Consider the following 19,588-nt stretch of genomic DNA (forward strand, 5'->3'; position numbering starts at 1 on the left):
CATCGAATTCAGGCCGATGACCTATGGGATTCTGCCTTCACGACAAACAGGATTGACCTGCCATGAAAACCTTCTCTGCTACTCCGGCAGACATCGAGAAGAAGTGGATCCTGATCGACGCCGAGGGCGTTGTTCTGGGCCGTCTTGCCTCGATCGTTGCCATGCGCCTGCGTGGCAAGCACAAAGCCTCGTTCACTCCGCATATGGACATGGGCGACAACGTCATCATCATCAACGCCGACAAGGTGCAGATGACCGGCAAGAAGCGCGACGAGCACTTCTACTGGCACACCGGCCACCCGGGCGGCATCAAGTCGCGCACCAAGCAGGAGATCCTGGAAGGTGCGCACCCGGAGCGCGTCGTGTTCCAGGCTGTCAAGCGCATGCTGCCGGGCAACCGCCTGTCGCGCCAGCAGATGACCAACCTGCGTATCTATGCCGGTGCCGAGCACCCGCATGAAGCCCAGGCACCTGAAGTTCTGGACGTCAAATCCATGAACAAGAAAAACACCCGGAGCTGATACCGATGGCTGATCAGATCAACACTCTCGAAGAGCTCGCAGCTGCAACCGGTGTGGAAGCAGTGGCTGAAGAAACCATCGTGCGTGAGCCGGTTCGTGACGAACTGGGCCGCTCCTACGCCACCGGCAAGCGTAAAGACGCTGTGGCCCGCGTCTGGATCAAGCCGGGCTCCGGCAAGGTCGAGGTGAACGGCAAAGAGCTGAACAAGTACTTCGCCCGTCCGGTGCTGCAGATGATCCTGCGCCAGCCGTTCCAGGTTGCCGGCGTTGAAGACCAGTTCGACGTTTACGCCACCGTCAAGGGCGGCGGCCTTTCCGGTCAGGCCGGTGCGGTCAAGCACGGCATCTCCAAAGCCCTGCAGCTGTACGATCCGTCGCTGCGCGGCGCGCTGAAAGCCGCCGGCTTCCTGACCCGCGACAGCCGCGTTGTGGAACGTAAGAAATACGGTAAGGCCAAAGCCCGCCGTTCGTTCCAGTTCTCCAAGCGTTAAGCTGGGACCATATGGTTTTGGAAGGGCTCGCCGCTGGCGGGCCCTTTTCTGTTTTTGCCTTCGCGGCTTTCGGGAAATCTTTCAGGCTTCATTTAGAAAGTTTTTCTATGCTGGCCCGGAATTTCTGGAATGGGCAACGGAAGGCAGGAAAAACAATGGCATCACCGGAACTCTTCAAGACTGCCCCGATCGGCAACGGCAAGCTGGACATCGGCCGGTTCACCCATGGCTATGAAGACATGGAGATTGAGGGGCAGGGCGGCGGTGCCAATGTGGCGATTGGCTCCTTCTGCTCGATCAGCCGGGGCGTGCGGGTGATGCTGGATCAGTCCCCGGCGCTGGACCGGATCACGGCCTTCCCCTTTGGCGAAGCTTTCACGGAGCATCTGGGCGGTGCCGAAACACATGCGCCGCGGCAGGGCGGGCAGGATGTGGTGATCGGCAACGATGTCTGGATCGGTGCCAATGCAACCCTGCTCGGCGGGGTGACAATCGGCGACGGCGCCGTCATCAGCCCCAACGCCACCGTGACAGGTGATGTGGGCGCCTATGAAATCTGGGCGGGCAATCCGGCGCAGCTAGTGCGCAAACGCTTTGATGATGAGGTTTGCAAGAAACTGCTGGAATTGCGCTGGTGGGATCTGCCGCTGCCGCTGATCCAGGAAATGGCGCCACTGCTGTCAACGCAGCCCACCGTGGACCTGATCGAGGGGTTGCAGTGCATTGTCAGCGATCTGGTGACCTTTTCTAATGAAAGCGCAGCCTGACCGCGGAAGGCCGTGAAGCATCCAGGTTTGCAGGCTGATTTCCGGCCCGGGCGGCCCGGTTGCCCCCCGGGCGTTAACTTTTTTAGAAAATTGGCGTAACATGGGCAGACCGCTTCCTGTTGGGGGACAGCTGTCATGCCGCAAACCATCTACGAGAAATACGGCGGGTTCAGCGCCATCAGCCGGGTCGTGATGACCTTTTACGAGATGGCACTGGATTCCGATCAGATCGGCGACTACTTCGCGGATGTGGACATGGCGCGGCTCATTGACCACCAGACCAAGTTCATTTCCTCGCTCCTGGGCGGGCCGGCCTCCTTCAGCGACGAGCGTCTGGAAGCGGTGCACAAGGCCTTGGGCATCACCCACGAAGATTTCGACGAAATGGGCGCGCTGCTGAAAGAAGCGCTGGAACAGCATGGTCTGTCAGAGCCGGACATCCGCACCACCCTTAACGCCATCGAGAGCAAACGCAGTATTATCGTCACCCGGGAAGCGGCATGAGCATCGCTGCCATCAACGAACAGCTGTTGCGTGCCATCGGCGTCGGGGTGGCTGTCGTGCGGGCCTCAGACCTCGGGTTTGTCTTTCACAATCAGCCGTTTGCGGAATGGTTCGGAACCCCGGGCGACGGCGCGGCGCTGACCGACGCCATCGAAGGGCTCAGCCCGGAGGACCTGAGCACGCTTTGCGACGAGGGGCTGCGCTATTCCGCGGAGCTGAAGATCAAGCGGAAACGTCGCACCTTGGTTTTTGCCATCAACATCTCCCAGGCCAGCCACCGGGATGAGGCGCTGCTGGTGGTGGAATGCCAGAACATCACCCGCATCCGCGAGCTGGAAAGCATGATCGACAGCTATTCCACCATGGTGGAGCGCAACACCCGCGAGCTGGAGCGCGAGAAGGAGCGGGTGGAGCGGCTGCTGCTCAACCTGATGCCGCGTTCGGTCTACGAGGAGTTCAAGACCTTCGGCGTGGTCACCCCGCAGCTCTATCCGAAGGTGTCGGTGGTGATGCTGGACTTCGTGAACTTCACCGATTTCGCCTCCCGAACCGACCCGACCGTCACCCTGGGGGAGCTGAACGACATCTTCACCGCCTTCGACCGCATTGTCGAGCAATACGGCTGCGAGCGGATCAAGACCATTGGCGACGCCTACCTCGCTGTTTCGGGGATGCCGGAACCGGCGCCGGATCACGCCACTGCGGTGGCACATTGCGCCACCCGCTTCCTGCGCTATCTGGACCGGCGCAACCAGAGCCACCAGCACAAATGGGAGGCGCGGATCGGCCTTGGCACCGGCTCTGCCGTCGGCTCCGTGGTTGGCATCCAGAAATACGTCTACGACGTCTTCGGCCCGGCGGTAAATCTCGCGTCCCGCCTGCAAGTCTTTGCCAATCCGATGAAAATCGTGGCGCCGGAGGAAATGAAAGACGCCCTGTCAGAGGAATTCCACGTCACCGACATCGGCCCGGAGGACATCAAGGGCATCGGCGAGGTGAACCTGGTCAACGTCGGCGATGAGCTGAGCGCACCGCAGCCCAGCGGCCGGTTCTAGCTGTCCGGCGCGATCAGACCCAAACCACGCAGGTAGATGCCGATACCGCTTTCCAGTAGATCCTCCGGCGGAAAGGGCGAGGCCGCACCGGGGGAATTGCGCGCATACAGTTCCACCACCCCGTGGCTCATCGCCAGCACATGCGCCGAGAACATCGAGGCCGGCGGGCGCTTCTCTGCCGGAATATGCTGGCTGAGATCCGCAGCGGCGCGTTCCAGGATGGCACGCGCACGTGCCGCGGCATCCGCCAGTTCCGGCGTGCGGTTCACCGAGATTCCGCTTTCGAACATGGCGATGTAATGGCCGGGATGCTTGCGCGCAAAAGCCAGATAGGCCCGTCCCGTCGCCTCAAACGCCGCCAGCGCCGACGGCTGGTACTTGTCATAGGCATGCTGCATCAGGTCGGCAAACATCACATAGCCCTGGCGCGAAGCTTCCGCGATCAGATCCTCGCGCCCCTCGAAATGCCGGTAGACCGCCGCCGGGGTGACACCCGCCTGCTTGGCCGCCTCCGACAGGGTGAAACCGGTCGGCCCCTTCGCCTCGATCAGCTGCAGGGCGGCCTCGACCAGGGCCTGGCGCAGATTGCCGTGATGATAACCGCGTTTAGGCATCCCAGATATCCGGGCCTCCGCAAATCGAATTGTCTATCTTGCCCAAGCCCATAGCGTCTTTTTCAGCGTATTCAATGCCCTGCAGTACAGAGCGCACTGCCTGCAGCCGTGCGCGCTTCTTGTCATCAGAGCGCACCACGGTCCAGGGGGCGTCCTCGCTGTGGCTGCGTTCGAAAGTCTCCGAAATTGCCGCGGTGTACTCATGCCATTTCGCCAGGCCCTGCACATCAATCGAGCTCAGCTTCCAGTGTTTCAGCGGATCGGATTCCCGCGCAATGAAGCGGCGCAGCTGCTCTGCCCGGCCAACGTTGAGCCAGAGCTTGAACAGCCTGATCCCGTCATCCACCAGCGCCTGTTCAAACCCGTTGACCTGCTGAAAGAACCGCTCCCGCTGTTCGTCCGTGCAGAAGCCGAAAACCTTTTCGACAACCCCGCGGTTGTACCAGCTGCGGTCAAAGAAAACGATCTCCCCGCCCGCAGGCAGGTGTTCGATGTAGCGCTGGAAATACCATTGGCTCTGCTCGGCAGCGGTGGGTTTGGACAGCGCAACCACCCGGGCGCCGCGCGGGTTCAGGTTCTCGCGGAACCGCTTGATGGTGCCGCCCTTGCCGGCTGCATCGCGGCCTTCGAACACAATGGCGATCCGCTGCCCCGAGGCTTTGACCCAGGCTTGCAGCTTGACCAGTTCGATCTGCAGCGCCTTGATCTCTTTCTCATAGTCTTTGCGGCCCATCCGCTCGGCATGCGGGTAGGAGGGGTTCAGAATGACATCCTTGCCGGCCTTATCGATGGCTGTCCGGATGTCCCTGGGGGCGCCGCTTTCAAAATAGGCGCTGATTGCGCCGTCAAATGGCAGCTGCATGTAAAACCCTCCTGTCCTCAAACCCTTATATGGGAAGGCAGTATGGAATGTGAATCGCTTTAACGCAAATGTGCGCGGTCCGCTGCGCGGCGGACGGCATCGGCAACGTCGTCAGTCGCCACATGCTGCGGCATATGGCCGATCCCTTCCAGCAGGGTCAGCCGGGCGGCATCCACATCCCGCGCCAGTCCTTCGGCATGCAGCGCCGGGCTGACCAGATCGTCGGCGCTGCCGTGGATGACCTCCAGCGGCACCGTGATGCCGCCATAGTGCCGGGAAAGCTCGGTCACTTCCTCCAGCAGGTTCGCGCGCTGCCGGGCGTTGGCCCGAAGGGAGCCGCGCCGCAGCGACAGGCGGGTGCCGAAGTGCTCTGCATACCCCTCGGGTACCGCCTGCGGGGCAAAGATTTCCTGCAAGGAGCGGCTCACCACGAAATCCGGGACGTAGGCCGCCAGCAGGGGCACCGCCACCATGCTGCCAAAGCGCGAGGAGGTGACGCGGTACAGCGGATCCAGCGGCGTCGTCCAGGGGTAGGCGACCCCGGACACCGAGACCAGCGCCGAGACGCTTTCCGGATGATCCACCGCCCAGGCCAGTGCCACCGCGCCGCCATAGCTTTGCCCCAGCACAATAGGTTTTTCCGCCCCCATCTGCGCCGCGGCCTGGCGCAGCAGCTCTGCCTGCTGGCGGATGGTGGCGCCGCTGCCGTTCAGCGGGCTGGAATAGCCCAGGCCGGGGCGGTCGAAGACCAGGATGCGGAACTCCTCCGCCAGCGCCGGCGCCAGCCGGAACGTCATGTCGCGCGAATTGCCGCTGGAGCCGTGGAGCAGCACCAGATCCGGGGCGCTGCCCTTGGGCCGGCCCATCTCCACCACATGCACGCGGTGGGCCCCCACCACCAGAACCTGCCCCTGCGGCGGGTGGCGGGCCTCAGCCGCGGCTTCGCGCCGGCCCGCCTGCCAATGGGTCAGGGCTGTCCCTGCCGCTGCCGCAAGGCCCGCCCAGGCCAGCATCCTAGCGGCCGATCTCATCCAGGTCATATGGCGTCGTCTGATAGATCTCATTGATCCAGTTGCCGTACAGAAGATGCGCGTGGCTGCGCCAGCGGTTCTGCGGCTGGCGGCTGGGATCATTGTCCGGATAGTAGTTGCCCGGCACGTTGATCGGGGTGCCGTTGGCCACGTCGCGGTCGTATTCCTGCTTCAGCGTATCGCTGTCGTATTCGAAGTGATTGAAGATATAGAGCGCCCGGTGCGCCTTGTCCTCGATCAGGCAGGGGCCGACCTCATCGCTGCCCAGCAGAGTCTTCAATCCGTCGGCAGAGTCGACCTCTGCTTGCTTCATCTCGGTCCAGCGGCTGACCGGAATCACGAAATCATCCGAGAACCCGCGCAGGTAAGGCGAGGCCGGCGCCAGGTTCTGATGCCGGAAGCAGCCGAACGCCTTGTGGTCCAGCATGTGCTTCTTCACGCCATGGAAATGATTTATCATCGCCATGCCGCCCCAGCAGACGCCAAAGGTCGAATGCACGTTGGTCTGGGTCCACTCGAACACCTCCTGCATCTCGTCCCAATAGGTGACTTCCGGAAACTCCAGGTGCTCGATCGGCGCGCCGGTGATGATCAGCCCGTCGAACTTCTCGTGCTTCACTTCCTGGAAGGAGTGATAGAACTCCTCCATGTGCTCAGCCGCGGTGTTCTTGGTCTGATGCTCGGTCATCCGGATCAGGCTCAGCTCGATCTGCAGGGGCGTGGCGCCGATCAGCCGGGCAAACTGGTTCTCGGTCTGGATCTTCTTGGGCATCAGATTGAGCAGCCCGATGCGCAGGGCCCGGATATCCTGACGCGCCGCCTGATCCGGCGACATGACCATCACGCCTTCGTTCGTCAGAACGTCATAGGCGGGCAGGTCTGCGGGGATCTTGATGGGCATGTCAGTATCCTGATTTGCGGAAAGTTGTGCGATATAGCGGAGGTTGTCAGATAAGCCGGTTAGCCGCGGGCCTCAAGGGCCGAGGCGATCAAATCCACGAAACCGGCCTCATCCTTGACGGCCGAGATCTGGTCGGCGGTTACGGTCACGCCCCAGTTGTCCGCCATCGCCTGATAGCGCGGCTGGCGGTGCGCCAGCGCCTGGGCATAGGTCCAGCGGATAAAGGCATCGGGGTCAACATCCGCTTCGGATACCCCGTTTTTGTCAAGATACTCTTGCCAGACCCGGTTCAGGAACTCCGGCTGGTAGGACATCGGCTTGGGCGCCCGGTCAAAGCGGCGCACCAGCTCTGCGGTGTGCTCCTCGCTGCCCTTGATCCAGACCATCAGCGTGTGCTTGCTGAGCTCCGACAGGAGCTGGTCGTTCGGGTCGTTGGCCTCAACCCATTCACAGATCGACCCGCCGGTGTCGCAGATGAAATTCGGGTAGCCATAGAGCTGCTGCGCCCGGTCCGCGAAATACTCGGTGTCCAGCAGCGCGCGGATCTCGGCAACCCGGAACTGCTCCTGCCGCCGCTTGTATTCGGTTATCGGCAGCCCGCCCTTGGCGGTATCGCCGGGCTTGCCCAGATAGGCAGAGACCGGGCGCAGGTTCTCAAACGTGATGTTGGAGCCGATGAAGATCGAATCTGTCAGCAGCAGCTCGCGCAGGAACGGCACTTTCATCGCCTCGGCCTTGGCATTGTCGGCGATGTATTCGCCCATGTAGCGGGTGCCGATGCGGTAATCGATGGAATAGTGAAACCAGCTGCCGGCCCCGCGCAGGACGTTGCTGACATAGGTTTTGCCAAGCCCGGACATGCCAAAGAACAGCACCCGTTTGCTGGGGGCGTCGCGCCAGTCCTGTGCGGAAGAGTAAAGCATGGAAGTTCCAAGTCCCTGAAGGTTTCAGGCCTTGCTAATCGTCTGCGCGGGCTGGGTCAATTCCGTGCGCGCTTGCGCCGCAAGCTGGGCTTGCCGTTCAGGACCGCCAGCCCGCCCGCCAGCAGGGCAAAGCCTGCATAGGCCTGCGGCTTCAGCGCTTCGCCCAGCACCCATGCGCCCAGCACGATGGCGACCGGCGGGATGATCAGCGTGACCAGCATCAGATTGCCGCTGCCCGCCAGCCCCAGCACCCGGTAATACAGCAGATAGGCCCCGGCCGTGGCGATCAGCGAGAAATAGGCGATGGAGATCCAGGTGCCCGTCTCGAGCGCCAGCGCAGGCGCGCCGTCAATCAGCAGCGCGGCCGGCACCAGGCACAGGGTGGAGCCGCTCAGCATCCCCGCCGCCGCCACCTGCGGCGCCAGGCCGGACAGCTTCAGCCGCGCCCAGGCGCTGGCAAAGGCATAAGAGACCGTGCCCGCCAGCACCGCCAGCTGCGCGGTGCTGCGGATGTCGAAATTGGCAAATTGCTCCAGCCCGATGGCCGTGGCCACGCCCAGGAACCCAAGCCCCACTCCCAGCGCCTTGCGCGCCGTCAGCCGCTCGTCAGCGAACACCAGGGCCGCCACGATCACCCCGAAAATCGCCGTCGCCGCATTCAGGATCGAGGTCAGCCCGGTTTCGATATGCAGCTGCCCCCAGGCCATCAGCCCGAAGGGAATCACGTTGTTCAAAAGCCCCATCACCAGGAAGGCGCCCCAGACCCGCGGCTCCTTGGGCACCGGCAGCCGCATCAGCAGCACAACGGCCCACAGGAACAGCGCCGCCCAGCCGCAGCGGTGCAGCACCAGGGTGACAACGGGGATTTCATCCAGGGCGATGCGGATCGACAGGAACGATCCGCCCCAGATCACGCCGAGCAGGATCAGCTCGGCCCAGGCGCGGGGGGATATGGTCTTTTGCGGGCTCATGACGCTCAGCTAGCGCGCGGGCAGGCATCAAGCGACCCGTTTCTTGCGGCAAAAGAAAACCCCGCCCCCGAATGGGAGCGGGGCAAACTGCCCGGCAGGTGCCTGGATCAGAAGTGGAAGCCGACTTTCAGGCCGAAGCTGACCGCGTCGTTGTCCTGGAAGTTGGTGACCGGGTTGCCGCCAGGGGAGGCCACCGCGTCGCCCAACTGGGTGTAACGGACTCCGGCAGAGACGGTCATGTTGTCCTGCTTGTACTGCACACCCAAGCGGATTGCCTCATACCCGTGGGTCGGTGCCAGCGGCGAGACCAGGTTGTCGCCGTCCGCATCCGCATAGATCAGTGCCACCGAACCGGACCAGTTCTCGTTGAACGCGCGGCCGACACCCAGCGTGTAGGTAACTGAATCGTCCAGATCGATCAGGTCGCGGCCAAAAATCCCGGGAACCAGATTGGTCACGCTGTGCTCTGCCCAGCGGATGCCGCCAAACAGCAGCGTGTCCTGGGCGATGCCGGTTTGAAAATCCAGGTTAACGGACTGCGGCGTCTTGGTCTTGGTTGAGGAAGTGCCGTTTGCAACCGGGGCGCCCGCGAATGTTTCGGTCAGGTCGAAGTCATGTTCGATTTCTGAGCTGTAGGTCAGTGCCACGCGCATGGCGATATCGGGGATCTCGTAGGCCACGCCGGCCACCCAGCCAAAGGCGCCATCCTTTGCGACTTGAACATTGTAGGTGCCGCCGGGAATGGCTGAGGCGTAGGCGCCGCCGGCCAGATTGATCGCGCCGTCAATCTCCTGGTAGCGCAGGCCGCCATGGACGCTGAAGCGCTCATTGAACTTGTAGCGCAGCAGGGCAGTGATCGAGTTTGAATCCGCCTGTGCCGTTGTGCCGCCAAGCAGCAGGGAACCTGAGGTCGGGTAATTTACGTCCACCCCCCACGGTTGATCGAAGATCAGGGCAAAGGACAGCTGCTCGTTGATATCGCGCTTGTAGCCGGCGCCGAACATGTTGAACCGCTCACCGACATCTCCGGTTGCAGAACCCAGCGGATTCAGCGATGTGCGGTCATTGCCCGACAGGTCCACGGATGTCGTCGCGAACGAGAACTCGGCGTAGTTGCCTTTTTCAAAAATGATCCCGATCGGCTGCCCGGTGCGGTCCAGACCGCTTGCCATAGCAGAGCCGGATACCAGCGCCAGAGCCGCCGAAGTTGCAAGATAGCGTTTCATTGTTCCTCCCTCATTGGCGGCTTTGGTGAGCCGCTTTACGCGAACGTAATCGGGCCGATTTCAGCAAATCAACATTAACCGCGCGGCAACTTTCCGGATTCGGTCAGCTTTGAGGGGTTCGGCGCGGCTGGCCTGCAACTATATTAAGATAATTTGCAATGCAGATGATGGCGGCACCGCCCAGCACCCAGGCATCCAGCGCTTCGCCATAGATCACCATGCCTAGGATCGCGATGGCGGGCAGGCGGGCAAAGTCCACCGGCACCACCACGCTGGCCGGCGCCAGCGACAGCGCGGTGGTCAGGCAGAAATGGGCGGTGAGGCCAGCGATGCCGATCAGCACCAGCCAGGGCAGGGTAGTGGCATCGGGCAGCGCCATGTCGCCGTCCCAGCCTGCCGCCAGCAGCCCCATCACCAGCTGCATGGAGGTGAGCCAGAACAGGATCGAGGCGGTGTGCTCGAACCGGGTCAGCCGCTTGGTCAGAATTGCGGTAAGAGCAAAGAAAATGGCGCAGCTTGCCGCCGCGGCCAGGCCGGGGTTCAACGTCTCCGGGCTGGGCCGCGCCACGATCAGGATGCCTGCAAAGCCAAGCGCCGCCGCCATCATCCGCCGCCGGGTCAGCGTCTCGCCCAGCAGCAGCGGCGACAGGATGATCACCCACAGGGGCGAGGTGAACTCCAGCGCGAAAACCTGTGCCAGCGGAATGAGGGTCACCGCCAGGAACCACAGGTTCTGGCCGGTGAAGTGGAAGATGTTGCGCAGCAGATGCAGCGCCAGCCGCTGCCGCCGGACCTGATGCCAGCGGCCCGCGGCGGTCAGAACGGCAACCACGATCAGCACCCCCACCAGGCTGCGGTAGGCCATGATTTCAAAAGTATCGAGCGTCAGCCCGGCCTCGCGCCCGGCAATGGCCATGGCCGAGAAGGAGACAATCGCCCCTATCATCCACAGTGCCGCCAGCCCCGCGCGCGCCTCGCCATTTGCCATGCCTGCCCCCTTGATCAGCTGGGGAGAGCAGAGGCGCAATATTCATCCGGGGTCAAGCACAACCCGGCGCGGCGCACGCAGGTACAGGCTTGGGTTGCCGCGCAGCAAGGCCCGCTTGGCGGGCGGCCGCGTTCAGATTTCAGGCGGCGCTGCTCTGACAGCGCCGCGCCGCTGCGTGGGGGCAGGCGTCAGAGGATCTCGCGCAGCAGCTGCGCTTGGGGGTAGCGCGCGATGGTCTCTTTCGCCTGTGCGCCGATCCGCGCAAGCTCATCCTCATTCTGCAGCACCCCGGCGATGCCCTCTGCCAGCCCGTCGTAAGGCAGGCAAAACAAGCCGTCCCGGTAACAGTCGTCGATGCGGGTGGTTGGGTTCACCTCCGCTGCCGTAGGGATGCCATTGGTCATCAGGTAGAAGGCGCGAACGATCTCGAAAATCTGCGTTTCATAAAAGTGAAGGTTCAGCACGACGCGCGAGCGGGCAATCCAGGCATCGCGCTCCGGGCCGTAAACGCCATACAGCGCCTTGACCCGCACACCACGGGTTTCAAGGTCTGCAAGAACCGCCTGCCGGCGCGGGTTGATGCAGCCGTAAAACAGCACGTCCACGTCCTGCTGCTGCTGCCGCCGGATGCGGCAAAGCTCTTTCTGGAACCCGAGCTGGAACTTCTCCACGCGCTTGACGCCGAACTCCTTCAGGTAGGCGACATTAGCATCGCTGTAATCCCACAGTGTGAAGTTGTGCGAAAACCACTGCAGAATATTCTGGTTCCAGCTGCCGGGCGTTCCGCCCAGCTGTTCGGTGTTGAGGATGATAGTGCCAGGCGGCAACTGGGCTGCCATAGAAGGGTTCAGAAGGTGAACACCGATCAGGATATTCCGCGCAGCGGGGTCGATGCCGTTCTTCTTCAGAGCTGCCTCATGGCCAAGCTCGCGCAGCGCATAGAGCAGCAAATCGGCGATTTCGTAGAATGCGCCCGAATGGACGTAGTTCTGGGGCTCGACCAGGCAGATATTGTATCTTTGCGTCATGTGGGGTCCGATCACGCCTCAGCCGGCGGCCGCTTCGGGCAGCGGCTGTGCGGCGGACTGCCGTTCGTAGCCGAAGTTGTCGAAGTCCATGCCGTAGAGCTTCTCGACAATGGCCAGGCCCTCGCTGCTCAGCGCCAGATCGCCTGGATCAAAACCTTCAGGCACGCGCAGATGGTTGCTGTGCGTCATCTGGTGGCTGGCCGGGTTGCCGAACAGGGCCGCATCGATGAAGGTCTTGGCCTTCTCCGCGCCGTTTTCCTCAAGCTTGAACACCTGGTAGTTGGCACTTGGGTAGAAGAAGCCTGACTGCGGATAGAAATGGCCGTCCATCCACCCCTTGGTCAGGCAGTTCTCCAGCAGGCGGGTCTTGACGAACTGATCCAGCGTCTCGTCGCCGCCGATCCGGCGTTCAACCAGCCGCTGGAACTTGTAGGCGCTTTCCAGCCGCGCCACCGGGTGGCGCACGATGGTGAAGAAGGCGGTGAAGAATTCCTTGGGGAACAGCCGCGACAGGGATTCGCCGTCAATGTGCTGGGGGGAGGAAATGTTCCAGTGCTGACGGGGCGGATTTGCCACATACTGCTCGTCCAGGAACGCCAGGCTGACACCGTTCAGGCCCTGAACGTAGCGCTCGATGGATGTGCCGCCGCATTTGGGAATATGCGCGAAGTGAAGCAGCACGTCTTTGTATTTGATCAAGGGCATTTTGCGCCTCCATTAGCCTCCAAGCAGTTGGCAGCCGTGGTCAATCCGGCGGCCAAGCGTTTGGCTCAAGATGGCGCAAATTGTTTAAACGTTCTTTAAAACAGGCGTGGAATTCACCCCTGTTTCAAGGGGTGAACCTAGCCGTTTTCATTCCCACTCGATGGTGCCCGGAGGCTTCGAGGTGATGTCGTAGGTGCAGCGGTTGATGCCCTTCACCTCGTTGATGATCCGGGTGGCGGTTTCGCCCAGGAACTCGTGGCTGAACGGGTAGTAATCCGCGGTCATGCCGTCGACCGAGGTCACCGCGCGCAGGGCGCAGGCATAGTCATAGGTGCGGCCGTCGCCCATCACGCCAACGGTGCGGACCGGCAGAATCGCCACGAAGGCCTGCCAGATGTCATCATACAGGCCGTGCTTGCGGATCTGGTCGATATAGATCGCATCCGCCTCGCGCAGGATCTCCAGCTTCTCGCGGGTGATCTCGCCGGGGCAGCGGATCGCCAGGCCCGGCCCGGGGAAGGGGTGGCGGCCGATGAAGCTTTGCGGCAGGCCCAGCTCGCGACCCAGGGCGCGGACCTCGTCCTTGAACAGCTCGCGCAGCGGCTCGACCAGTTTCAGACCCATCTTCTCCGGCAGGCCGCCCACGTTGTGGTGCGACTTGATGGTGACCGAAGGCCCGCCCGAGAAGGAGACCGATTCAATCACATCCGGGTACAGGGTGCCCTGCGCCAGGAACTCGGCGCCGTCGATGGTGTCGGCGTGTTTCTGGAACACGTCGATGAACAGCTTGCCGATGATCTTGCGCTTGGTTTCCGGGTCCGACTGGCCGTCCAGCTCGCCCAGGAACAGATCGCTCTCATCCGCGTGGATCAGCTGGATGTTGTAGTTGTCGCGGAACATCGAGACGACTTCTTCCGCCTCGTTCTTGCGCAACAGGCCGTGGTCCACGAACACACAGGTCAGCTGGTCGCCGATCGCCTCGTGGATCAGGATCGCCGCAACCGAGGAATCTACGCCGCCGGACAACCCGCAAATCACCTTTTTGTCGCCGACCTGCTCGCGGATCTTCTCGATCATCTGCTCGCGGTAGGCGCCCATGGTCCAGTCGCCGCTGAAGCCGGCCAGACGCACGAAGTTCTCATAGAGCTTGGCGCCGTTCGGGGTGTGGTGCACTTCCGGGTGAAACTGCACCGCATAGAAATTGCGGGAGACATCGGCGGTGATGGCAAAAGGCGCATTGGGGGAGGTGCCGTAGACCTCGAACCCCGGGGCGATCTTGCTCACGTGGTCGCCGTGCGACATCCAGACCTGCTCGCGGTCGTTGTCATTGGCAAACCAGCCCTCCAGCAGCGGCGGTGTTTCCACCGTGGGGGTCACATAGGCGCGGCCGAATTCGGCGGTGCCATGGCCGCTTTCCACCTTGCCGCCCAGCTGATGCATCATCACCTGCTGGCCGTAGCAAATGCCCAGGATCGGCACGCCATAGTCGAAAATCTCCTGCGGCGCCCGCGGGCTGCCCTCGCGGGTCACGCTGTCGGGCCCGCCCGAGAAGATCACCGCCTTGGGCGCCAGCTCGCGCACAAAGTCCATGGTGACATTCTGATAGGGGTGGATTTCGCAATAGACGTTCAGCTCGCGCAGGCGGCGCGCAATCAGCTGCGTGACCTGGCTGCCAAAGTCGATGATGAGAAGGCGGTCATGGGATGTCTCTGTCATGCACGCGCCATAGGGCAGGAACGCTTTTTCCGCAAGGGGGTTTGGCCGCCATCCCGGGTGCCGGGCGTTATTTAACGGCAGACCGGCGTCCCGCCCGCACAGGGTATGCCAAAGTCCACTGGCGCGGTGGAAATTGCAGCGGCAATGTCGCTTTTCAACTTGAATGGCCGCAATCCTGCGGCGGCGGGCCGCACGGGGGCTATAATACCCATCGCAATGAAATGCCTGTGGTGAGGATAAACCATGTCAGAAGCATCCCCGCGCCGTCGTGCCCGTGGTTCCGGTGGCGGCGCCGCCCGCCGCGCCGAGCGCACCAGCGTCAAGATCGAGACCGCCAAGTACATCGAGCGCAACATTCCGAACTTCGAGATCCTGAACGAGGAAGCGCTGGAGATCATCGAGTACAACGCGGACACGATCCTGGAAGAGGTCGGCGTCAATTTCGTTGACAACCCGGCGGCGCTGCAGCGCTGGCGCGATGCCGGTGCCGATGTCCAGGGCGAGCGCGTGCGCATCCCCCGCGGCCTGGCCCGCAAGCTGTGCGAAACCGCACCGGCCGAATTCACCCAGCACGCCCGCAACCCCGAGAAATCGGTGGTCATCGGCGGCCGCAACCTGGTTCTGGCCCCGGTCTACGGCCCGCCCTTCGTGCGCGACCGCAACGGCGGCCGCCGCTACGCGACCATGGACGACTTCAACAAGTTCGTGAAGCTGGCGTACATGTCCAAGTGGCTGCACCACTCCGGCGGCACCGTCTGCGAGCCCACCGACATCCCGGTGAACAAGCGCCACCTGGACATGCTGATGGCGCATATGACCCTCAGCGACAAGCCGTTCATGGGCTCCGTCACCGAACCCAGCCGCGCCCAGGACTCCGTCGACATGGCCGGCATCCTGTTCGGCAAGGAGTTCGTGCAGAACAACACCGTGATGACCTCGCTGACCAACATCAACTCGCCGATGACCTTCGACGACGTGATGATGGGCTCGCTGGAAGTCTACGCCCAGAACAACCAAGCCTGCATCATCTCGCCGTTCATCGTCGGCGGCGCCATGGCGCCGGTGTCGGTGGCAGGCACCCTCACGCAGGTGCTGGCAGAGGTTCTGGCCGGTATCGCCTACAACCAGCTGTGCCGCCCCGGTGCGCCCGCAATCTTCGGCGCCTTCGTGTCCTCGATCGACATGAACTCCGGCGCGCCGACCTTCGGCACCCCCGAAGCGTCGCTGGTCACCTATGGCGCAGGCCAGCTGGCCCGCCGCCTGGGCGTGCCGTTCCGCTCGGCCGGCTCGTTCTGCGGTTCCAAGCTGCCCGACGCGCAGGCAGCCTACGAAACCGCTAACTCGCTCAACATGGGCCTGATGTCCGGCGTGAACTTCATGCTGCACTCCTGCGGCTGGCTCGAAGGCGGCCTGGTTGCGGACTTCGAGAAGTTCGTGATGGACGCCGACCAGCTGGGCACCCTGCATGGCCTCGCCAAGGGCGTCCCGGTGGACGAGAACGGCCAGGCGATGGACGCCATCCGCGAGGTCGGGCCCGGCGGCCACTACCTCGGCTGCGCCCACACCCAGGCCAACTTCAAATCGGCCTTCTGGAAGTCCGAAGTGCTCGACTACAAACCGTTCGAGCAGTGGGAAGAGGAAGGCGCGCGCGACACCTATGCGCTGGCCTCCAACCGGGTCGAGAAGCTGCTGGCAACTTACGAGCAGCCGGCTCTGGATCCGTCGATCAAGATGGCGCTGGACGAATATGTGGCCGAGAAGAAAGCCTCCATGCCCGACGCCTTCATGTAAGGTCAAAGGCGGAAATCAGGGGCAGGGGGCCGCACCCTCTGCCGCAGCAAAACGGCGGTCCCGCGGGGCCGCCGTTTTTGCGTTGGGGCGCGTGCGCAGATACGCCGCCTCACCGGCCAGCGCGATCAGCACATCCACATGGCGGATCATCGAATAACCTGCTTCGCCGGCCTTGCGTGCCGCGTTCAAGCCCTCCTCCAGCTCCAAGAGCCGCATCACCGCCGCCGCAGGCCGCGGCACGCCGCCATAGCCCAGAATACGCCGCAGATCGCGTTTGCGGCAGTAGTTCCGGGCGCCAAGCCGGGCCGCCCGCGCCAGGATCCGCGGGCGCCGGAGCAACGAAACACGGCTGAATACATCCTGCATGATCGTCTCCTTTCCTATCTCTGATCTGGCTCTGCTATAACACAACCCTGGGTGGTGTTGCGGAAAGGGGGTGACCGGCGAACGGTCCGTTTTGTGATGATTATGGTTTTTCTGGAAACAATGAAGTTCGATCCGCGCTTTTGTCCAAATTCGGCCGGGCAAAACGGGACATGCCGCAGGCACCTTTGAGTGCGGCTGGCCCGGCAGCCTGGCGTAAAACCGGGGGTTAAGAATGCAAAACATGACACAGGCACCCTTTCCGGGCTGGGTGCCGCTGGAAACATGCCGCTACCTTCAGCACACCGAGGCAGGCCGCCCGATCCGGCAGCTGGCCCGCAAGGCGGGCTGCCATCCCTCCACCATACTGCGGCAGGTCCGGCGGGTGGAGGTCCTGCGGGACGACCCGCTGATTGACGAGGTGCTGACCTATTTGGCCGGGCGCTATAAATCCGCCCCGGCGAAACCCCGGCAGGAGGAAAAGCCCTCCGCCGCAAACCGCAGCCTGAGGTCGGGATTCGAGCGGGAGGCAGCCAGCGTGCTGACTCTGCTCAGCCGGGGCGGCGCGGTTCTGGCCGCTGCCGACGGCATGGAAATGGCCGTGGTGGTGCGCGAAGGCCACGAGGCCGACGGCCAGAAGGTGGCGGTGTCGCGGCCCTTGGCGGGGGCGCTGGCGCTGACCGGCTGGATCGCCTGCTCGCGCAAGGGGCGGATCAGCCGCTACTCGATCACCGCCGCCGGGCGCAGCGCGCTGAACCGGATCATTGCCGACCAGGAAAACCGCGCCCGCGCGCGGCTGGAGGGCGGTTTTGCCGAGGCACAGGCGCCGTTCGAGGCACCAGAGGCGGGCGAGGCCGGGGGCTTGGGCCGCAAGTCCCGCTATGGCGGCGCCGAATCCCCGCTGGAGATGCTGGCCAGGCTGTCCGACAAGGATGGCAAATCCTTCCTTTCCCAGCCGATGGTGCGGGCAGGCAGGCGCCTGCGCGAGGATTTCGAGCTGGCGCAGATCAGCAGCCATCTGATGCAGGAGGAACTCTATTTTGCCCAGGGCAGCCACCCCATGCGCAGCACCAGCCACCAGGCCGCCGCCGCGGCGCACCAGCGGATGACCGGGGCGCTGCAGAAACTGGGCGCGGGCCTCAGCGATATCGCCCTGCGCTGCTGCTGCCATCTGGAAGGGCTGGAAACCGCAGAGCGCAAACTGGGCTGGCCGGCCCGGTCGGGCAAGGTTGTGCTGCGCATCGCCCTGCAGCATCTGGCCGACTACTACGGCGAGACCGGCCCGCAGGAGGAAGAGATGATCGGCTGAGGCGGGCTGCGCCGCAAAAGAAAACGGGCCCGCAGCGCGGACCCGTTCGAATGCCGTATCTGGCAGCGCGCCTTAGGCGGGAACTTCTGCCTTGGCTTCTTTCAGGTGTGCCAGCACGGTTTCCGGGGAGGACACGCCATAGGGGTCTTCGCCGTGGTTGTCCGACAGGCCCGGCTCTTCGAACCATGCTTCGACCACGCCGTTGTTGACGATTGCCGCATAGCGCCAGGAGCGGTTGCCGAAGCCCAGGTTGTCCTTGGCGACCAGCATGCCCATCTTGCGGGTGAACTCGCCGGAGCCGTCCGGGATCACTTCCACGTTTTCCAGCTCCTGCGCGCGCGCCCAGGCGTTCATCACGAAGCTGTCGTTCACCGACATGCAGTAGATCGCGTCGATGCCTTCGGCCTGGAAGTCGCCAAAGCCTTTTTCAAAGCCCGGCAGCTGGTAGGTGGAGCAGGTGGGGGTGAAGGCGCCCGGCAGCGAGAACAGCACAACGCGCTTACCTGCAAAGTAATCCGCGGTGGTCTTGTCTTCCCAGCGGAACGGGTTCGGGCCCTCGATCGACTCGTCGCGGACACGGGTGTGGAAGGTCACGTCGGGCAGCTTAACGCCAGCTTTCATCTCTGAATCTCCTGAAGGTTCATGCTCGTTCGGCGCGCAGACTTAAAATGATTCTAAGCCGGTATCAACATGTCCTGAGTCCAGGATGCAGGTTATCTTGCTGCACTGCGGCAAGCGGCGCAGATGCGCCTTTCAAGGCGCGGATCGCGGCATGTTCCTGCCGCCAATCATTCCTTTCAGCCGCCGGCCGCGGCGCTAGGCCGCAGCTTTCTTGATGGTGACGGTGGTGCCGCGCAGTTTCCGTTCGGCAGCGGCGGTCAGGTCGTTGAACTTCTTCAGCGTCGCCAGCAGCTTCTTCTTGTCCTTGGAATCCTCGATGGCGCCGGGGAACTTCTTCTTGGCGGTCTGATACTGGTCGTTGATCTTCTTCAGATCCTTGAATTTCGCTGCCGCCGCCTTCAGCTCCGGCGCCGCCGCCTTCAGGTCCTGGCCCGCCTTGTCGATGGCGGCGACGCAATGGGCGTTGATCGCCTTCACCAGCGCGCCGACCTGGTTGGTGTATTTCTTCAGGTTGCGGTCCACCAGCAGCTGCGGCAGCTCTGTCGCGTCCTTCTTCTTGTCATGGCTGTCCGCCTTTTCCTTCAGGATCTTGTTGACCGTCTTCTGGAAATTCGCCCCGTACAGCTTCTGTGCGGCATTCAGCTTGCCCTCGTATTCCGAGGCTTTCTTGACTGCCGCGATCTCCTTCTCCAGATCGCTTTGAAGCGCTTCGATATCCTTCTTTGAGGCTGAGGACTTGCCGCGTTTCTTCAGGTCCTTCTCGATGTCCTTCAGCAGCGCCTGCTGCTTGGCCATATGCGCCTTGGCATCGGCGCAGAACCCCTTCATCGCGCCGACTTCCTCCTGGTGGATGTCCACCGCCTTGTTCCAGGTGACCAGCCCGTCCTTGAAGTGCTTGTTTTTCTGGAAGTCAGCCAGCTTCTCTGACTTCACCCCGTCGGCCCGCGCCTTGGCCAGGCTCTCGCGGAAATAATCCTCGCCCTCCCAGGCGTTGCCAAGCGAAATCCCGATCCGCTTCTTCAGCTTGTCGCCCTCGGCGGGGGTGAATTTCTTGGTTCCGGCGGCCAGCTTCTTGTGCTCCGCCTTGAATTTCTCCAGCTCCTTGGCCATGCGTCCCCTCCCTGAATGATCTGCGGTGAAATCTCCTTGCTTGCGGGAATTATGTGTCCCGCTGCGCCGCTTTGGCAAAGGAAAACGGCAC

The 19,588-nt window shown here is 62.8% G+C and carries 21 protein-coding genes; 7 read left to right on the forward strand and 14 right to left on the reverse strand.

The genetic code is table 11. The features are described from left to right. The first annotated feature begins 62 nt into the window (after positions 1–62). The 5 genes from rplM (at position 63) to AC58NV_RS01230 (ending at position 3,338) form a co-directional block, all read left to right on the forward strand. Positions 63–521 (forward strand): 50S ribosomal protein L13, encoded by a 459-nt coding sequence (gene rplM / locus AC58NV_RS01210; RefSeq protein WP_174146423.1) that lies wholly within the window; start codon positions 63–65, stop codon positions 519–521. A 5-nt stretch (positions 522–526) separates the two neighbouring features. Then, positions 527–1,012, forward strand: coding sequence for a 30S ribosomal protein S9 (gene rpsI, locus AC58NV_RS01215; RefSeq protein ID WP_366662776.1), 486 nt, complete (start codon positions 527–529; stop codon positions 1,010–1,012). Positions 1,013–1,167: 155 nt separating this feature from the next. Next, positions 1,168–1,779 carry a CatB-related O-acetyltransferase gene (locus AC58NV_RS01220; RefSeq protein WP_497225520.1) on the forward strand — a complete coding sequence of 204 codons (612 nt, stop codon included), beginning with the start codon at positions 1,168–1,170 and terminating at the stop codon, positions 1,777–1,779. A 135-nt stretch (positions 1,780–1,914) separates the two neighbouring features. After that, positions 1,915–2,283, forward strand: a complete 369-nt coding sequence (locus AC58NV_RS01225; RefSeq protein ID WP_366662774.1) for a group I truncated hemoglobin — start codon at positions 1,915–1,917, stop codon at positions 2,281–2,283. Next, a complete protein-coding gene (locus AC58NV_RS01230; protein ID WP_497225521.1) occupies positions 2,280–3,338 on the forward strand; it encodes an adenylate/guanylate cyclase domain-containing protein in 1,059 nt (352 codons plus the stop codon). Before AC58NV_RS01225 ends, AC58NV_RS01230 begins: the two co-directional genes overlap by 4 nt. Here the strand turns inward: AC58NV_RS01230 and AC58NV_RS01235 are convergent. From AC58NV_RS01235 to guaA, 11 genes are all read right to left on the reverse strand, one after another. Continuing rightward, complete coding sequence (locus AC58NV_RS01235) at positions 3,335–3,952, reverse strand: TetR/AcrR family transcriptional regulator (RefSeq protein ID WP_497225522.1); 618 nt, start codon at positions 3,950–3,952, stop codon at positions 3,335–3,337. The genes AC58NV_RS01230 and AC58NV_RS01235 overlap by 4 nt on opposite strands. Beyond that, positions 3,945–4,814, reverse strand: a complete 870-nt coding sequence (ppk2, locus tag AC58NV_RS01240; RefSeq protein WP_497225523.1) for a polyphosphate kinase 2 — start codon at positions 4,812–4,814, stop codon at positions 3,945–3,947. The genes AC58NV_RS01235 and ppk2 overlap by 8 nt, the downstream gene beginning before the upstream one ends. Before the next feature lie 59 nt (positions 4,815–4,873). Beyond that, complete coding sequence (locus tag AC58NV_RS01245) at positions 4,874–5,854, reverse strand: alpha/beta fold hydrolase (RefSeq protein WP_497225524.1); 981 nt, start codon at positions 5,852–5,854, stop codon at positions 4,874–4,876. Continuing rightward, entirely contained in the window at positions 5,829–6,746 is a 918-nt protein-coding gene (metA, locus tag AC58NV_RS01250) for a homoserine O-acetyltransferase MetA (RefSeq protein WP_497225525.1), read from the reverse strand. The genes AC58NV_RS01245 and metA overlap by 26 nt, the downstream gene beginning before the upstream one ends. Before the next feature lie 59 nt (positions 6,747–6,805). After that, complete coding sequence (locus AC58NV_RS01255) at positions 6,806–7,669, reverse strand: ATPase (protein ID WP_497225526.1); 864 nt, start codon at positions 7,667–7,669, stop codon at positions 6,806–6,808. A gap of 56 nt (positions 7,670–7,725) precedes the next feature. Continuing rightward, a complete protein-coding gene (locus AC58NV_RS01260; RefSeq protein ID WP_497225527.1) occupies positions 7,726–8,640 on the reverse strand; it encodes a DMT family transporter in 915 nt (304 codons plus the stop codon). A gap of 107 nt (positions 8,641–8,747) precedes the next feature. After that, on the reverse strand, positions 8,748–9,866 hold the full coding sequence (locus tag AC58NV_RS01265) for an OmpP1/FadL family transporter (RefSeq protein WP_497225528.1): 1,119 nt from the start codon (positions 9,864–9,866) through the stop codon (positions 8,748–8,750). Positions 9,867–9,969: 103 nt separating this feature from the next. Beyond that, entirely contained in the window at positions 9,970–10,854 is an 885-nt protein-coding gene (locus AC58NV_RS01270; RefSeq protein WP_497225529.1) for a DMT family transporter, read from the reverse strand. A gap of 188 nt (positions 10,855–11,042) precedes the next feature. Next, the gene (locus tag AC58NV_RS01275; protein ID WP_497225530.1) at positions 11,043–11,882 is read right to left on the reverse strand and encodes a CgeB family protein; all 840 of its coding nucleotides are present in this window, start codon (positions 11,880–11,882) and stop codon (positions 11,043–11,045) included. 18 nt (positions 11,883–11,900) lie between these two features. Further along, positions 11,901–12,587 (reverse strand): sulfotransferase family 2 domain-containing protein, encoded by a 687-nt coding sequence (locus AC58NV_RS01280; RefSeq protein ID WP_497225531.1) that lies wholly within the window; start codon positions 12,585–12,587, stop codon positions 11,901–11,903. Between the two features lie 147 nt (positions 12,588–12,734). Beyond that, entirely contained in the window at positions 12,735–14,303 is a 1,569-nt protein-coding gene (gene guaA, locus AC58NV_RS01285) for a glutamine-hydrolyzing GMP synthase (protein ID WP_497225532.1), read from the reverse strand. Positions 14,304–14,546: 243 nt separating this feature from the next. Here guaA and AC58NV_RS01290 point away from each other — a divergent pair, with 243 nt between their 5' ends. Continuing rightward, a complete protein-coding gene (locus tag AC58NV_RS01290; RefSeq protein WP_366662761.1) occupies positions 14,547–16,094 on the forward strand; it encodes a trimethylamine methyltransferase family protein in 1,548 nt (515 codons plus the stop codon). Between the two features lie 15 nt (positions 16,095–16,109). On the opposite strand, the gene AC58NV_RS01295 is transcribed toward AC58NV_RS01290, so the two are convergent. After that, positions 16,110–16,460 (reverse strand): DUF6477 family protein, encoded by a 351-nt coding sequence (locus tag AC58NV_RS01295; RefSeq protein WP_497225533.1) that lies wholly within the window; start codon positions 16,458–16,460, stop codon positions 16,110–16,112. Between the two features lie 241 nt (positions 16,461–16,701). Between AC58NV_RS01295 and AC58NV_RS01300 the strand changes: the two genes are divergently transcribed. Then, positions 16,702–17,766 (forward strand): DUF6456 domain-containing protein, encoded by a 1,065-nt coding sequence (locus AC58NV_RS01300; RefSeq protein WP_497225534.1) that lies wholly within the window; start codon positions 16,702–16,704, stop codon positions 17,764–17,766. A gap of 72 nt (positions 17,767–17,838) precedes the next feature. Here AC58NV_RS01300 and AC58NV_RS01305 read toward each other — a convergent pair whose 3' ends face one another. Together AC58NV_RS01305 and AC58NV_RS01310 are read right to left on the reverse strand one after the other, a co-directional pair. After that, entirely contained in the window at positions 17,839–18,387 is a 549-nt protein-coding gene (locus AC58NV_RS01305) for a peroxiredoxin (protein WP_366662758.1), read from the reverse strand. Positions 18,388–18,582: 195 nt separating this feature from the next. Further along, positions 18,583–19,497, reverse strand: coding sequence for a hypothetical protein (locus tag AC58NV_RS01310; protein ID WP_497225535.1), 915 nt, complete (start codon positions 19,495–19,497; stop codon positions 18,583–18,585). Between the last annotated feature and the right edge of the window lie 91 nt (positions 19,498–19,588).

This window comes from Leisingera sp. ANG49, assembly GCF_059694505.1.

Coding starts and splice junctions, on each gene's coding strand:
- AC58NV_RS01295 (WP_497225533.1), bottom strand. CDS start 16,460: ATGCAGGATGTATTCAGCCGTGTTTCGTTGCTCCGGCGCCCGCGGATC.
- AC58NV_RS01280 (WP_497225531.1), bottom strand. CDS start 12,587: ATGCCCTTGATCAAATACAAAGACGTGCTGCTTCACTTCGCGCATATT.
- AC58NV_RS01225 (WP_366662774.1), top strand. CDS start 1,915: ATGCCGCAAACCATCTACGAGAAATACGGCGGGTTCAGCGCCATCAGC.
- AC58NV_RS01230 (WP_497225521.1), top strand. CDS start 2,280: ATGAGCATCGCTGCCATCAACGAACAGCTGTTGCGTGCCATCGGCGTC.
- AC58NV_RS01300 (WP_497225534.1), top strand. CDS start 16,702: ATGACACAGGCACCCTTTCCGGGCTGGGTGCCGCTGGAAACATGCCGC.
- AC58NV_RS01265 (WP_497225528.1), bottom strand. CDS start 9,866: ATGAAACGCTATCTTGCAACTTCGGCGGCTCTGGCGCTGGTATCCGGC.
- metA (WP_497225525.1), bottom strand. CDS start 6,746: ATGCCCATCAAGATCCCCGCAGACCTGCCCGCCTATGACGTTCTGACG.
- rplM (WP_174146423.1), top strand. CDS start 63: ATGAAAACCTTCTCTGCTACTCCGGCAGACATCGAGAAGAAGTGGATC.
- ppk2 (WP_497225523.1), bottom strand. CDS start 4,814: ATGCAGCTGCCATTTGACGGCGCAATCAGCGCCTATTTTGAAAGCGGC.
- AC58NV_RS01290 (WP_366662761.1), top strand. CDS start 14,547: ATGTCAGAAGCATCCCCGCGCCGTCGTGCCCGTGGTTCCGGTGGCGGC.
- rpsI (WP_366662776.1), top strand. CDS start 527: ATGGCTGATCAGATCAACACTCTCGAAGAGCTCGCAGCTGCAACCGGT.
- AC58NV_RS01235 (WP_497225522.1), bottom strand. CDS start 3,952: ATGCCTAAACGCGGTTATCATCACGGCAATCTGCGCCAGGCCCTGGTC.
- AC58NV_RS01260 (WP_497225527.1), bottom strand. CDS start 8,640: ATGAGCCCGCAAAAGACCATATCCCCCCGCGCCTGGGCCGAGCTGATC.
- AC58NV_RS01270 (WP_497225529.1), bottom strand. CDS start 10,854: ATGGCAAATGGCGAGGCGCGCGCGGGGCTGGCGGCACTGTGGATGATA.
- AC58NV_RS01310 (WP_497225535.1), bottom strand. CDS start 19,497: ATGGCCAAGGAGCTGGAGAAATTCAAGGCGGAGCACAAGAAGCTGGCC.
- AC58NV_RS01275 (WP_497225530.1), bottom strand. CDS start 11,882: ATGACGCAAAGATACAATATCTGCCTGGTCGAGCCCCAGAACTACGTC.
- AC58NV_RS01255 (WP_497225526.1), bottom strand. CDS start 7,669: ATGCTTTACTCTTCCGCACAGGACTGGCGCGACGCCCCCAGCAAACGG.
- guaA (WP_497225532.1), bottom strand. CDS start 14,303: ATGACAGAGACATCCCATGACCGCCTTCTCATCATCGACTTTGGCAGC.
- AC58NV_RS01245 (WP_497225524.1), bottom strand. CDS start 5,854: ATGACCTGGATGAGATCGGCCGCTAGGATGCTGGCCTGGGCGGGCCTT.
- AC58NV_RS01220 (WP_497225520.1), top strand. CDS start 1,168: ATGGCATCACCGGAACTCTTCAAGACTGCCCCGATCGGCAACGGCAAG.
- AC58NV_RS01305 (WP_366662758.1), bottom strand. CDS start 18,387: ATGAAAGCTGGCGTTAAGCTGCCCGACGTGACCTTCCACACCCGTGTC.